We start from the raw sequence: 13,715 nt of genomic DNA, 5'->3' as shown, positions 1-13,715 counted from the left end.
TACAGCAATACGATATAGGGACCAAAGTTTTCAAATTGAGTAGGAAATAATTTTCTTTTTTTTGAAATAATGATGAACTTACTGCCAAAACCAATAAATGAAAACTTTTTTCAACACCGTATTTACGCTCTCCCTTGCCCTTTGCTTTTGCCAGTATAGTGCCGCTCAGGGAAAAAGAGAAACTTTTGATTACCAGGCCTTCGACTGGAACACAGCTTACCAAAGTCAAAGCATTTCCGGATATTATAAGGAAGATGGCAATAAGGTCGATATAAAAAAGGTAAAGGGATCGCCGTATTTCGCCACTGCCTTTGTTCCTGGAGAGGTGCGCTTTAAGGATAAGGAGGCTAAAAATTTTCAACTCCGCTACAATGCCTTTAGCGATGAGATCGAAGTTAAAGAAAAGCCTAATACAGTAAATTACCAGGCCCTGCTTAAAACTCCCGATATTTCTGCGACCTTTCTCGGTAGTGAGTACCGCTATATTCCCGCCTTTAAAAAAGAGAATGGTGAACAAGGAGAGGGATACCTAATGGTGCTTCACCGAGGAGAAAAGTACACTCTTTACGTACAGAAACGTAAAGAATTTCGCGAAGGTAGGGAGGCGAGAACTTCTTTCGAGTCAGGATTCCCTGATAAGTTCGTAGACGAGATCAATTACTTTATTGCGGAAGGCAACCAAACCCCTGTGTTCTTTAAGCCAAGCAAGAAGACGCTTTACGATTACGCCGGAAGCATTGATAAAAAAGAGCTTAAAAAATTCATGAAAGATCAGGATCTGAACCCGGATAAGGAAGAAGATCTGGCCGAGATCTTTAAATACTTTGAGAGCGGGAGCTAATACCCTGCATACCCGATATTCCAAACGGAGTATGCTTTTTTAACCCTATTAAAGTATCTTCACAGGCATCTTAACAAGGGGGATTTCCCCCTTTTGTCATTTACCTATGTGTGCATTAAAGATCGCCTATCACCCCATATACAAGCACCCTTTACCCGAAGGGCATCGCTTTCCTATGGAGAAATACGACCTTTTACCACGGCAGTTACTTCACGAGGGTACAAGTGAAAAAAGTGATTTTTTCGCCCCTGGATACCCGGATCCGGAACATATTCTGAGGACACATGACCACAATTACTACGACAGGCTCAGAGCCCTTGACCTTGACGCCCGCGAAGTGCGGCGTATTGGTTTCCCCCTGTCGGAGGAATTGGTAAAGCGGGAACTCATTATTGCTCAGGGCACCATAATGGGATGCGAAATAGCTTTGCAGGATGGTATTGCCATGAACATTGCCGGAGGTACACATCACGCTTACAGCGATAAGGGGGAAGCCTTTTGCATGCTCAACGACCAGGCCATTGGCGCCCGCTACCTGCAGCATACCGGCGCAGCCAAAAGAATACTCATTGTAGACCTCGATGTACACCAGGGCAACGGTACAGCGGAGATCTTTGCTGAAGACTCCAGAGTCTTTACCTTTTCTATGCACGGAAAGAACAACTATCCTTTTAAAAAAGAAGTGAGTGACCTTGACATTGCCCTAGACGACAAAACCGAGGATAGGGAATATATGGAGATCCTCCATAAAACCCTGCCGAAGCTCATTGAGCGTCACCGCCCGGACTTTATCTTTTACCTTAGTGGTGTAGATGTGATCGCAGGCGATAAACTGGGAAAGCTGGGATTGAGTATGGAAGGGTGCAGGCAAAGAGACGCCTTTGTCCTCGAAACCTGCCGTAACCTTGACATTCCTGTGCAATGCAGCATGGGTGGTGGCTATGCAAAAGACCTGCGCACCATTATCGAAGCCCATGCCAACACCTACCGCCTGGCCCGTGAAATTTATTTCTAAGGTGTACGCCCCGGACCTTCGGCTATTTTTATAAATTGCCGACACGAAAAAGCGTATCCATGACCGCATCAGCATATATCAGGCAGCATACCGATCTGGATGAATCTGCCATAAACAACACCCTCGAACTTTTTGATGAAGGGTGTACCATACCGTTTATTGCCCGCTATAGAAAAGAAAGAACAGGCAATCTTGACGAAACGGCCATAGAGACCATTAATAAGCTCCTTAAAGTCTTTAATGAACTCGAAAAAAGAAGAAGTTCTATCCTTTCATCTCTCGAAGAACAGGAAGTGCTCACCACTGAACTTAAGGAAAAGATTACCGCTGCACAAAACCTCACGGAGCTCGAAGACCTTTACCTGCCTTTTAAGAAAACCCGGAAGACCAAGGCCGACAAGGCCAGGGCGCGCGGACTGGAACCCCTTGCCAAGATCCTAATGGCACAGAACAGCAGAGACCCGGAATCGCAAGCCATGCGGTATACAGGAAAGGAGGTCCCCTCGACTGAAGATGCTCTCGAAGGAGCCCGGCATATCATAGCCGAATGGATCAATGAACGATTGGATATAAGGAATTACCTGCGCAGGTCTTTCGAGCGTCATGCTGAAATATCGTGTAAGGTGGTCAAGGCCAGATCGCAGGAGGAAGACGCCCAAAAATACCGTGATTATTTCGATTGGGCAGAATCCCTTTCGCGATGCCCGTCTCACCGGTTGCTCGCCATTATGCGCGCTGCAAATGAAGGGGTGATCAGGGTAAACATCTCCATCGATGAAGACCGTGCCCTCGATCACATTTACAACCGCATCATTAGAAGTTCGAATGCTTGTGCAGATCAGCTGGAACTGGCCGCAAAAGATGCCTATAAGCGTTTGCTGGCACCCTCCCTGGCCAACGAAGCCCTGAGCAAAGCAAAAGAAAAGGCAGAGACCACAGCCATCGAGGTTTTTGCAAAGAACCTGAGGCAGCTTTTGTTAGGAGCACCTCTGGGAGAAAAACGCATCCTGGCCATAGACCCGGGATACCGAAGCGGATGCAAGGTGGTATGCCTGGGGGCAGGAGGAGAACTCCTTCACAACGAAACCCTATACCCCCATCCACCACAGAAAAAAGACAGAGAAGCGATCAAAAAGCTCAGCACATTGGTCAATGCCTATAAGATCGAAGCCATTGCCATTGGTAATGGTACGGCCTCCCGGGAGACGGAAGCCCTGGTAAAACGGGTACGTTTTGATCGCGACCTGCAGGTTTTTGTCGTCAGTGAAGCCGGTGCTTCGGTATATTCGGCCTCTTCTATTGCCAGGCAGGAATTCCCGAACTACGATGTAACGGTAAGAGGTGCCGTTTCTATTGGCAGGCGATTGGCCGATCCGCTGGCAGAACTGGTAAAGATCGATCCCAAATCGATAGGGGTAGGTCAATACCAGCACGATGTAGATCAAACCAGACTTAAAGAAGAACTCGACCTTGTGGTGAGCAGCTGTGTGAACAAAGTGGGTGTCAACCTAAACACCGCCAGTGAATCCCTGCTGTCTTACGTTTCGGGTATCGGACCTAAAATGGCTTCGAATATCGTGGCCTGGCGAAAGGAAAACGGCAAGTTCAAGAACAGGAACGACCTTAAAATGGTACCCCGTCTGGGCGCAAAGGCCTTTGAGCAAAGTGCTGCCTTTTTACGAATCCGCGAAGGCGACAATCCGCTTGATAATTCGGCCGTTCACCCGGAACGCTACTCCCTGGTGAAGAAAATGGCGAAAGACCTTGGAAAGAACCTCGACGAACTCATAGGAAGTAAGGCGGCCATAGCAGGGATCACTCCCGAAAAATACACCAGTGATAGCGTAGGTATGCTCACCCTTAATGACATTTTAAAGGAGTTGGAAAAACCGGGACTTGACCCCCGTGAAAAGGCCAGGGTATTCGAGTTTGCACCTCATATAAAAACAATAGCCGATCTAAAACCGGGCGAAGTACTACCGGGTATCGTCAATAATATTACGAATTTTGGATGCTTTGTAGATATCGGGATCAAAGAGAGCGGACTTGTACACATTTCGCAACTCAAAGATGGGTATGTAGCCGATGTAAATGAGGTGGTAAGCCTTCACGAGCATGTTCAGGTCAAAGTGTTGTCTGTAGACATCGACAGAAAGCGCGTGCAATTATCCATGATCCTGTAAGCAGATGAGAAATTCGGGAATCGCATTCTATGTGCATTGAAATGCTTAAATTTACCTGAATAGAAGAATATTAAACCAACAACCATGTTAAAAGAATCTATAGAAAAAGCCCTGAACGATCAGGTTCGGGTAGAAGCTGAATCATCACAAGTTTATCTTGCCATGGCGTGCTGGGCAGAGGTAAAAGGCCTCGACGGTATCGCCCAATTTATGTTTGCCCAAAGTGATGAAGAGCGGGAGCATATGCTTAAACTGGTAAAATACATTAACGAACGCGGAGGTCACGCCCAGGTATCGGCACTTGCTGCCCCCAATGTTACCTTTGGATCCTTTCAGGAGATGTTCGAAAAACTCCTTAAACACGAGATCTTTGTTTCGGAGTGCATCAATAAATTGGTAGAGATCACCCTTGATGAAAAAGATTTTTCTACCCACAATTTCCTCCAGTGGTACGTAGCAGAGCAGATCGAAGAAGAAGCAGTGGCACGTACCATCCTGGACAAGATCAATATGATAGGCGACGACAAAGGCGGATTATACCTCTTTGACCGCGACATTAAACAGCTAAGTGTAGAAAGTTCTGTTGCCCCGCCAACACAAAACTAACCCATGTGTTAAAGTTTATTTAGATTCATTAAAAACAAATATCTTTGTTCCGGAAAAAATCCGGACATCGTGGGAAAAAAGAAGGAGAAAGAAAAAAAAGCTGAAAAGAAACTTGCGAAACGCATCAGGAAATTACAGGAAGGCGAACTAGATAAGCCCTTAAAATCCAAGTGTTGTAAAAAGTATAAGAAGTCTGAAAGCAAGCGCTGTAAGCGTTGCCCTTGTTTTGATCTCCTTGAAAAAGTTGCATAAATATAAAAAGCCCGGACCATGGTCCGGGCTTTTACTTTTCAGGCATTGCCTTGCTCAGTTACATCGGCTGGAGGGGATCACCTTAGAAATCTTTGAATTTTGACTGAGGGTCTTAATGCATTCTCCTGTACGGGAATTGTACCATACCCTCCAGGTCTTTCCATCGTCCCGATGCCCTTTTTTCTGTGTGTATCCACGATCTTCCAGTCGGTCGTAGGCTTTTGTAGCCGGCCACCCCTTGAGGTAATCCATACTGGTATCATTCTTACTGCCTTTTCCGTAGAGCTCATCCGGTCTGTTATCGGCATTGGTACACATGGCTGTAGTGGTGTAGTTCACATTTCTTACGTAATCGTTGTCTACCTCCATTTTCAGGCATCTCCGTGTTTTGGCGTTATACCAGTACATATCTATGCGACCGGCACCCTTGCCATCGGTGCTCACCACGCGATAACCTTCATCCTGAAGCCTGCTACTGGCTTTAACCTCAGTAAGTCCGCGCATGGCTACAGGGTTAAAGTAATTCCCTGATGAACCCTGGTCCTTGCATTCTGCGGTAGAAACCTGCTTGATCGCCTCTACCCTTCCGTTTTCAATGACCGCCTGCACGCAACGACGATCCCTCTGACTGTACCAATACTGATAGGCCCGCCCTGAGGCTTTATCGACACTCGATAACCTGTACCCCATACGTTGCATCTCCTGCTCTGCAGAACTGGCTCTAAGATCTCTTAATTCATAGAGGTCAGACATGCTGTGCTGGGCATACCCGACAGCGATGGTAAAACAAAATAAAATAATTGCTCCGGTAACTTTTCTCAACATAATATCATCTTTTACATTACACTACTAAAGATACGTATTAAATTGATTATCAGAACTCTTCAGGCTTTCAAGACATGCAACCCCCTTCCGAACTTCGAAGGTTCGAAGTATCACCACGAATATTCGCCGCCTATTCTCACGCCCTGGATAAGTCATCAACAACTCAGGGAACATGTAAAAAAGAAAGGCCAAAGATCAAAGATCCCGGCCCTTCCCTTCAACTCACTTACCCCCAAGCATAAGTAGTTCATTACAATTCACCTCGGTCACATATTTCTTGTGCCCCTCTTCATCCTGATACGTACGGGTGGTTAATTTACCCTCTATGGCTACCTCCGACCCTTTGGTGAGGTATTTTTCGGTGATCTCCGCCACCTTCCCCCAGGCAACGACAAAATGCCACTGGGTATCTTTTATCAGGTCGCCGGCAGCATTTCGGTACGTTTCATTCGTAGCCATGGAGAATCTGGCCAGCTTTCTGCCACTGTCCAGTTTTATGATCTCCGGATCGTTCCCTAAATTCCCGATAAGCTGTACCTTGTTTCTTAGTGCATTCATAATTCACTCGTTTATAATGGTTAATACTGATTAATTCGTAAATTCGATGTGCCTCGAATCACCCTCCAAAATTGCAACTCCCTTGCGCTGACAGCCGGTTTATACATGGTTACTTTCGTTTAAAAGTGTTTTTAAACGTTTACAAACAGATATTCATTCGCCTATGGAAAAGCAAACTGCCATCAAAAAGATCGAACTCAGGAATCTGCGTATCGAAGACTATAAGGAATTGAAGAAATCAATGATCGAGGCCTATCCGGAAATGGAGGATATGTACTGGAAAGAACACCAGATCTCGAAGTTATTGGAAGTATTCCCCGATGGGCAGCTGGTGGTACTGGCCGACGATAAGGTCGTGGGATCTGCCCTATCCATTCGATTGGACGAAAAAGACATCAGCGAGAACCACACCTATGAAGAGATCACCGGAAACTTCACCTTCTCCACCAATAATCCGCGGGGCAATATTCTCTACGGGATCGATGTGTTCATTCACCCGAAATACCGCGGACTCCGACTCGGGAGACGACTATACGATCAACGGAAGGAGCTGTGTGAGACACTTAATCTAAAAGGGATCATGTTTGCCGGAAGAATACCGAACTACGGAAAAGTAGCCGATAAACTTACCCCAAAACAGTATATCGAAAAGGTGCGCATGAAGGAGCTGTTCGACCCTGTTCTGGCCTTTCAATTAAGCAACGACTTTCACGTTAAAAAAGTGATGAAGGGTTATTTAGAAGGGGACGCCCAATCTATGGAATACGCGGTTTTCATGGAGTGGAATAACATCTACTACGAACCGAGCCCTAAACTCATTAATACCGATAAATCGGTTGTACGTCTCGGGCTCATCCAATGGCAAATGCGATCCATCCCAGACCTTGATGCCCTCTTTGACCAGGCCGAATTCTTTATTGACGCCGTTTCCAGGTATGAGAGCGATTTTGCCCTTTTCCCCGAATTGTTCACTGCACCTCTAATGGCCGATTACAACCACCTTTACGAGGCCGATGCCATACGCGAGTTAGCAAAGTTCGCCGACCCCATTCGCAAGAAATTCCAGGAATTCGCTATTTCCTACAATATCAACATCATTACCGGAAGTATGCCTTACCTGGACAATGGCAAACTCTACAACAACGGATTTCTATGTAAGCGGGACGGAAGCTCTGAAATGTACTCCAAGATCCACATCACCCCGAACGAGATAGCACATTGGGGAATGTCGGGCGGTGACCGGATCAAGACCTTCGACACCGATTGCGGCCGTATCGGGATCGCCATCTGCTACGATGTGGAGTTTCCCGAACTCCCAAGACTCATGGCCGAACAGGGGATGCAGATCCTCTTTGTACCCTTCCTTACCGATACTCAGAACGGATATACACGGGTAAGACATTGTGCCCAGGCCAGAGCTATAGAGAACGAATGTTATGTAGCTATCGCGGGCTGTGTGGGTAACCTGCCCAAAGTGAGCAATATGGACATCCAGTTTGCACAGGCCGCCGTGTTTACCCCGTCAGACTTCGCCTTTCCCACCAATGGTATCAAAGCCGAGGCTACACCCAATACCGAAATGACACTGATCGTTGATGTCGATGTAGACCTCCTTAAAGAACTTCACGAGCACGGGAGCGTAAGAACCTTAAAAGACAGAAGATTCGACTTATATGAAATAAAAAAAAATAAATAAGTAGTATATTTACGCCTCCCTCAAACACTAAAAATGATTATAAACTTAAAGGACGAGGTCTGGAAAGACCTCAAACGCGACAATTGGCGTGACAATGAACACTACAAGATCTCTAATTACGGACGTGTAATAAGCTTCAAGCATGACCCTGAGGGTGTGCTACTCAATCCGGGAAAAGTCGGAGGGTATTCAGTGATCACCGCCATAAAGAAAGACAAAAAGAACGATCTGGTTTACATACACAGGGCAGTTGCAGAATTATTTCTAAAGAACGACGAAGGAAAGCGTTTTGTGATCCACCTGGACTTTGACAAACTCAACAACCAGATCGAAAACCTGGCTTGGGCTACCAGAGGTGAGCTAACTGCTCACAACAGCAATAACCCCAAGGTGATCCAGGCCAAAGAAAGGAAAAAGACCCATCGCACTTATGCCAAGCTCACTGAAGCGAAAGTGAAGCTTATTAAGCGTAAGATAAACGACCCCAACCGAAAAACCCGCATGAAGATGATCGCCAAGCAATTCGGGATCTCAGAAATGCAACTGTACAGGATCAAGTCGGGCGAGAATTGGGGCAGCGTTGAGCCCTGAGAGCCGTTAGTTACCCAACGATCTCCGAAAGCATTAAGACATGAACCTGTAAAGAGGTAAGGGTGTATAGCGTGTACATAAGTAACCTGCTATTATAATAAACCGCCGATCTTTATGGAAAAAATATGTCTGGAATGCGAAGAAAAGCTGTACGGCCGAGCCGACAAGAAGTTTTGTAATGACCACTGCAGAAACGCCTATAACAACAAGCGCAATAAGGACAGTAATAATCTGGTACGCAATATCAATAACCGCTTGCGTAAGAACTACAGGATCCTTCAGGAACTAAACCCTGAAGGAAAAACCCGATCGACCAGAAAAAAGATGCTGGAAAGAGGATTCGATTTCGAACACATCACGCATCTGTACACCACCAGAAAAGGCAGTGTCTATTACTTTGTTTATGACTATGGGTATTTACCCCTGGACAATGATTTCTATATGTTGGTAAAGAGGTCAGACTAACGTCTCCAGCTGTAGGCCCTGATCTTTAAGGCCGCTGCGAGCACATCTTTCCGGCTGATCTGCCCAATGAGGCGCCCCTTATCAACAACGGGGAACCGGCGTCTGTTCGAATCGTGAAAGAGCGAAGCAGCATCAAAGATACTGGCATTGCAATCGATGGTCTCTACCTCTTCGGTCATAAAATGTGAAACCCTTTTATCGAGGATCGGCATATTGTAGTAGCGGCTCTCGGAGATCTCTTTCATACAGTCGGCCTCTGATACGATGCCTACCAGATCACCATCGTCATTACACACCGGTCCACCGGAAATACGGTACCTGATCAGGAGCTCCATAACTTCAAGGATCGATTGATCGGGATGAAAGGTGATAAGACTTTTGGTCATGTAATCGGTAACTAGAATAGGCGCATTGAATTCCTTCTTTTGCTCTTCTCTTGGGCCTTGATAACTTTTAATCGCCATGTTGCTGTGTATTATTTGGTTCTGATGTAAGGGAGAAAATCTCTAACCTGACCACAGGCTAAACCACCTATAATCAGAACCTTAATATATTTAAAATTTCTCATTTAAGGGTAATGTTTTTTACAGATACCGTATTTTTTTCGCTCTATATTCCAATTATGAGCCGTAAAGCACTAACTTCATCCCATGACCAGATCAAAAAATCAGATCGCTGTTCTCGGTTGCGGATGGCTCGGTCTGCCCCTTGCTGAAGCCCTTATACACGAGGGATATACCGTAAAGGGCAGTACAACCAGGGAATCAAAAATGACCCAACTTTCGCAAAAAGGGATCACTCCCTTTTGTATTAACGCCCGGGAAGGTGACCTGGTGGGTCCGGCAGCTCATTTCCTGGAAAACTGCCATATCCTGATCATCAATATTCCCCCGGGATTGCGCAAAGCCCCGGAAAGAGATTTCACCAGGGTACTCGTCCCTGTACTGGATGCAGCAGAAAATGCCGGAATTCGTCATATACTCTATATCAGTTCGACTTCTGTATTCCCTGACCGGGAGCAAACGTATACCGAAACAGATCCCTTCGAACCCGATACACGCACCGGCCGGCAACTTCAGGCCGCCGAACACCTGGTTATGTCTCAAAAGTCCGGTACAGATCATACTGTACTGCGTTTTGGCGGACTCCTTGGAGGAGACCGACACCCTGTTACATTCCTTTCAGGAAGAAACGAACTAAAAGGCGCCAATAACCGAATCAACCTCATTCACCGAGACGACTGCATACGAATTATCCTTGGCATTATCACCAAAAACCTTTGGGGCTATACGCTTCATGGGGTAGCACCATGCCATAGTTCCAAGAAAGCGTATTACACCCATGCAGCCGAACAAATGCAACTCTCCCCGCCCCAATACAGCGACGATCCTTCCGGAAAAAGCAAACTGATCTCCACCGCCTATACCGACCGATTACTCGAACAGCACTACCTGCATCCGCTTTGTTAGGCGGGTAAAGGGTGATCCCGGTTTACCCCGTTCGTGAGTTATCAAAACTTTAAGAGGTTTATTCAAATATTTTAATAGTTTTGAGCAGATTCCTGAGGCCGTAATGGCATCGGGCCCTGTAAGGGAAACAAACGAACAAAAGACAATCAAATCACCATTTATGAAACAGATCATCTGTATGGCCCTGCTACTATTTGCTTCAGTAGGCAGCCACGCTCAGGACAAGCAGCAGCTTAAATCACATTACGAAGCCTTTTATCAGCAAATGATGAAACAGGGCGATGTGCGCGGTATCATCGATGCCCTGACCCACCTCAACATTCTGGAGCCAAGTCAGGAACGCAGTGATACCCTGGCCTATGTATACGCCAATTCTAAACAATATGCTCAGGCTATTAATGTGTTGGGAACCGAAAAAGACGCCAACGCTTCAGACCTGGCGGTCGAGATCAAGGCCATTTCGCTAAAGGCCCTGAATCAGCCACAGCTTGCAGTCATGCAATTCGACATTCTCTTCAGCAGAAAGCCCGATGTATACCTGGCCTATGAGCTCACCGACCTCAACATGCAAATAGGTAAAACGGTTGAGGCTAAATCGTATATCACCTACGGACTTGAAAACACCAAAGAAGAACAAATGCTACCGTTCTACGAAGCGAATCCACCCTACCAGGTGCCGTTGAAAGCTGCCTTTACCTACCAGCAAGGATTACTGATCTACAATGAAGACAAAGGGAAAATAGACGAGGCTATCAAGCTTATAGACGAAGCCATTGTGATGGCTCCCAACTTCAACCTGGCGAAGCAGATCAAAGAGATCCTGCTCACCCAAAAGCAAGCTGCACAACAGGCAGGTGAGGGCAACGAAAAAGAGAATAAGAATTAAGCGCCCGTCCTATAAAACAATAAAGGCTGCTCCTCACGGAGCAGCCTTTTTTTATGATTAACACCCGGGAGTTTCCAGTCATTTGGATCTCCAGGACCAGGATTACCTCAGCATCAGACTGTGCTTCAGATGCATCAACTCCAACCATCTGAAGCATACAAATAATATGTTCTTTTTTTGAGTGCTCTGATCGCTTTATGAATAAAACAAGGTTCCCATCAGCAACAAGGAAAACACATCACTCATTTTTTACCGGTAAGGCTTAAGAAAAGGGCATTCCTGAGGCAAAAGGAATTACGCTTACCCGGAGGGCCCAGGAATTCTTAAGGCCAATCATTTTATAAGTTGACATTTATCATAACATGAACATCCTGCTTTTACTACTTTAAAGCTGATTTTTATTCTAAAGGCTAAGAGCATATGGATTACATGGTTAGCAATGACATCCTGAACGGAGGTGAACCGATCAAACCCAGGAAGATCAAACAAGCGATCGTTGAGATCGTAAGCGATTCAGGCGAAGGAGCCCAAAAATGCGGACAGAGCTTCGGGGCGATCTCCGCAAAAATGGGAAATGGGGTTTGGACCGTTGAGATCATTCCTGCAGAAATACAACCACCAGCACGTTCCCGGGAAGGTGCTTCAGGGATCAGGGTGCGTATCGGTTCTGACAAAGTGACCAATATGGGAAATCACGCCAACCTGGTCATAGCCCTCAATGAACAGGTGCTGTACGGCAGGATCAGCCAGGATGCCTATAATGAGAACACCCTGATGTTTATCGAGAATAAATGGGCCAAAAGCGAACAAGAAACCATCAGACAGCAGTACGCAGAAGCACTACTAAAATTTAAGGAATCAGGCATTCAGGTGGTCGAGATCCCCATGGAAGAAGAATGCCTGAAACTAATGCCCGATCCCCGAAAAGGTAAAAACATGTGGATCCTGGGCCTGCTCTGCTATATGTACGATCGTGACCTCCCCAAGGCCGAGGACCAGATCCGAACCATCTTTAAAAAGAAATCCGACGCGGTAATAGCCCTTAATATCAAATTGCTACACGCAGGATATGACTGGGCCAGGGAAAAGCTTCCCTTTCGTTACGAGGTGACCCCGATGGAAGTGCATAATGATATGGTGGTGATGAACGGAAATGAAGCCCTCAGTCTGGGCATCATGGCATCCGGCATTGAACTGTGCTCGATGTATCCGATAACGCCTGCGACCTCCGTATCCCACCACCTGGCCGAATATTTTGAAAGAGTCGGGGGTATCGTTCACCAGGCTGAAGATGAGATCGCTGCGATCGGATTTGCGATCGGTGCTTCTTTCGCAGGGAAACCGGCAGTAACGGTTACCTCGGGTCCCGGATTGGCACTTAAGACCGAGTTTATCGGCTTGGCGGTCATGGCCGAGATCCCGCTGGTGATCATTGATGTTCAGCGAGGGGGACCCTCTACCGGATTACCGACAAAGGTTGAACAGAGCGATTTGTTGGCGGCGATCTACGGGGAGGCAGGAGATGCCCCAAAGATCGTGCTTGCAGCTGCTACCATCGAAGAGTGCTTTCAATTTGTTGTTTTGGCACGCAAGCTTGCCGAATCATTCCGAACTCCCGTTATATTATTAAGTGACGCGAATCTGGCAACAGGGGTACAACCCTTCCCGCGTCCAAAGATCGACTCTTTTTGGCTCACCAATCCCTTTGATCAGAGCCCATGGAAAGACGGGGCCTTTCCATTTGAGTGGGATGAACATACAGGAACCAGCAAAAGACCGATCCCCGGGCAAAAAGGCGGTATGTATACCGTAACGGGGCTGGCCCACGGACAAACGGGAAAAGTGGCATACGACCCGGAGATCAATCAGGCCGGCGTCGAAAGCCGAAGCCGAAAGTTCGCCTCTTTACAGAAAAGCCTTAAACCCCCAAAGATCAACGGAGCCCCGGAAGGTGATATTCTGCTGGTTGGATGGGGTTCTACACTTGGTGCTATAGAGGAAGCCGTAGCCGATGCCCGTGCCGAAGGACTAAAGGTAAGCAGCCTGCACTTGCGATTTCTCTTTCCCATGGTTCCGGGATTGACTGAGATCTTCAGTAAATTCAAAAAAGTTATCACTGTAGAGATCAATTACAGCGATACACCGGGCCACCCGATGATCACCCGGGAGAATCGCCGTCATGCCCAGTTGGCGTGGCTTCTCAGGGCCCAAACACTTATGGATATCGATAGTTTCAGCAATGTCTACGGACAGCCTCTGAATCCTGAAAAGGTATTGAATATGATCAAGCGCGAATTGAATATTGAAAACGCTAAAGTAAGCGTATAA

General features: G+C 46.6%; 14 protein-coding genes. 11 read left to right on the top strand and 3 right to left on the bottom strand.

Annotated features, from left to right (window positions below; genetic code table 11):
• Positions 1-97 precede the first annotated feature (97 nt).
• The 5 genes from IS446_RS14205 (at position 98) to IS446_RS14185 (ending at position 4,897) form a co-directional block, all read left to right on the top strand.
• Positions 98-841: a hypothetical protein gene (locus tag IS446_RS14205; protein ID WP_203061419.1), complete on the top strand. Its 744-nt coding sequence runs from the start codon at positions 98-100 to the stop codon at positions 839-841.
• Positions 842-947: 106 nt separating this feature from the next.
• Complete coding sequence (locus IS446_RS14200) at positions 948-1,856, top strand: histone deacetylase family protein (RefSeq protein WP_203061418.1); 909 nt, start codon at positions 948-950, stop codon at positions 1,854-1,856.
• A 59-nt stretch (positions 1,857-1,915) separates the two neighbouring features.
• Positions 1,916-4,039 (top strand): Tex family protein, encoded by a 2,124-nt coding sequence (locus IS446_RS14195; protein ID WP_203061417.1) that lies wholly within the window; start codon positions 1,916-1,918, stop codon positions 4,037-4,039.
• 84 nt (positions 4,040-4,123) lie between these two features.
• Complete coding sequence (locus IS446_RS14190; RefSeq protein WP_203061416.1) at positions 4,124-4,645, top strand: ferritin; 522 nt, start codon at positions 4,124-4,126, stop codon at positions 4,643-4,645.
• 69 nt (positions 4,646-4,714) lie between these two features.
• Positions 4,715-4,897, top strand: a complete 183-nt coding sequence (locus tag IS446_RS14185) for a hypothetical protein (protein WP_203061415.1) — start codon at positions 4,715-4,717, stop codon at positions 4,895-4,897.
• A 54-nt stretch (positions 4,898-4,951) separates the two neighbouring features.
• Here IS446_RS14185 and IS446_RS14180 read toward each other — a convergent pair whose 3' ends face one another.
• Positions 4,952-5,722: a hypothetical protein gene (locus IS446_RS14180; RefSeq protein WP_203061414.1), complete on the bottom strand. Its 771-nt coding sequence runs from the start codon at positions 5,720-5,722 to the stop codon at positions 4,952-4,954.
• Between the two features lie 222 nt (positions 5,723-5,944).
• Positions 5,945-6,280 (bottom strand): single-stranded DNA-binding protein, encoded by a 336-nt coding sequence (locus IS446_RS14175; protein WP_203061413.1) that lies wholly within the window; start codon positions 6,278-6,280, stop codon positions 5,945-5,947.
• A gap of 163 nt (positions 6,281-6,443) precedes the next feature.
• Here IS446_RS14175 and IS446_RS14170 point away from each other — a divergent pair, with 163 nt between their 5' ends.
• From IS446_RS14170 to IS446_RS14160, 3 genes are all read left to right on the top strand, one after another.
• A complete protein-coding gene (locus IS446_RS14170; protein WP_203061412.1) occupies positions 6,444-7,976 on the top strand; it encodes a bifunctional GNAT family N-acetyltransferase/carbon-nitrogen hydrolase family protein in 1,533 nt (510 codons plus the stop codon).
• A gap of 33 nt (positions 7,977-8,009) precedes the next feature.
• A complete protein-coding gene (locus IS446_RS14165; RefSeq protein WP_203061411.1) occupies positions 8,010-8,567 on the top strand; it encodes an HNH endonuclease in 558 nt (185 codons plus the stop codon).
• A gap of 114 nt (positions 8,568-8,681) precedes the next feature.
• The gene (locus IS446_RS14160; protein WP_203061410.1) at positions 8,682-9,032 is read left to right on the top strand and encodes a hypothetical protein; all 351 of its coding nucleotides are present in this window, start codon (positions 8,682-8,684) and stop codon (positions 9,030-9,032) included.
• Here the strand turns inward: IS446_RS14160 and IS446_RS14155 are convergent.
• The gene (locus IS446_RS14155; RefSeq protein WP_203061409.1) at positions 9,029-9,496 is read right to left on the bottom strand and encodes a CBS domain-containing protein; all 468 of its coding nucleotides are present in this window, start codon (positions 9,494-9,496) and stop codon (positions 9,029-9,031) included. The two genes, IS446_RS14160 and IS446_RS14155, sit on opposite strands and share 4 nt — an antisense overlap.
• Before the next feature lie 186 nt (positions 9,497-9,682).
• Between IS446_RS14155 and IS446_RS14150 the strand changes: the two genes are divergently transcribed.
• The 3 genes from IS446_RS14150 to IS446_RS14140 all read left to right on the top strand — a co-directional run bounded on the left by IS446_RS14150 (position 9,683) and on the right by IS446_RS14140 (position 13,715).
• On the top strand, positions 9,683-10,501 hold the full coding sequence (locus tag IS446_RS14150) for an NAD(P)H-binding protein (protein WP_203061408.1): 819 nt from the start codon (positions 9,683-9,685) through the stop codon (positions 10,499-10,501).
• Between the two features lie 160 nt (positions 10,502-10,661).
• The gene (locus IS446_RS14145) at positions 10,662-11,387 is read left to right on the top strand and encodes a hypothetical protein (protein ID WP_203061407.1); all 726 of its coding nucleotides are present in this window, start codon (positions 10,662-10,664) and stop codon (positions 11,385-11,387) included.
• A gap of 420 nt (positions 11,388-11,807) precedes the next feature.
• On the top strand, positions 11,808-13,715 hold the full coding sequence (locus tag IS446_RS14140) for a 2-oxoacid:acceptor oxidoreductase subunit alpha (protein ID WP_203061406.1): 1,908 nt from the start codon (positions 11,808-11,810) through the stop codon (positions 13,713-13,715).

Source organism: Robertkochia sediminum, from assembly GCF_016786255.1.
GTDB lineage: Bacteria > Bacteroidota > Bacteroidia > Flavobacteriales > Flavobacteriaceae > Robertkochia > Robertkochia sediminum.
Note: the sequence above shows the minus strand (reverse complement) of the source record. Positions and strands in the feature narration are given on the sequence as shown.

Coding starts and splice junctions, on each gene's coding strand:
- IS446_RS14205 (WP_203061419.1), top strand. CDS start 98: ATGAAAACTTTTTTCAACACCGTATTTACGCTCTCCCTTGCCCTTTGC.
- IS446_RS14140 (WP_203061406.1), top strand. CDS start 11,808: ATGGATTACATGGTTAGCAATGACATCCTGAACGGAGGTGAACCGATC.
- IS446_RS14195 (WP_203061417.1), top strand. CDS start 1,916: ATGACCGCATCAGCATATATCAGGCAGCATACCGATCTGGATGAATCT.
- IS446_RS14180 (WP_203061414.1), bottom strand. CDS start 5,722: ATGTTGAGAAAAGTTACCGGAGCAATTATTTTATTTTGTTTTACCATC.
- IS446_RS14175 (WP_203061413.1), bottom strand. CDS start 6,280: ATGAATGCACTAAGAAACAAGGTACAGCTTATCGGGAATTTAGGGAAC.
- IS446_RS14160 (WP_203061410.1), top strand. CDS start 8,682: ATGGAAAAAATATGTCTGGAATGCGAAGAAAAGCTGTACGGCCGAGCC.
- IS446_RS14200 (WP_203061418.1), top strand. CDS start 948: ATGTGTGCATTAAAGATCGCCTATCACCCCATATACAAGCACCCTTTA.
- IS446_RS14165 (WP_203061411.1), top strand. CDS start 8,010: ATGATTATAAACTTAAAGGACGAGGTCTGGAAAGACCTCAAACGCGAC.
- IS446_RS14145 (WP_203061407.1), top strand. CDS start 10,662: ATGAAACAGATCATCTGTATGGCCCTGCTACTATTTGCTTCAGTAGGC.
- IS446_RS14190 (WP_203061416.1), top strand. CDS start 4,124: ATGTTAAAAGAATCTATAGAAAAAGCCCTGAACGATCAGGTTCGGGTA.
- IS446_RS14170 (WP_203061412.1), top strand. CDS start 6,444: ATGGAAAAGCAAACTGCCATCAAAAAGATCGAACTCAGGAATCTGCGT.
- IS446_RS14150 (WP_203061408.1), top strand. CDS start 9,683: ATGACCAGATCAAAAAATCAGATCGCTGTTCTCGGTTGCGGATGGCTC.
- IS446_RS14155 (WP_203061409.1), bottom strand. CDS start 9,496: ATGGCGATTAAAAGTTATCAAGGCCCAAGAGAAGAGCAAAAGAAGGAA.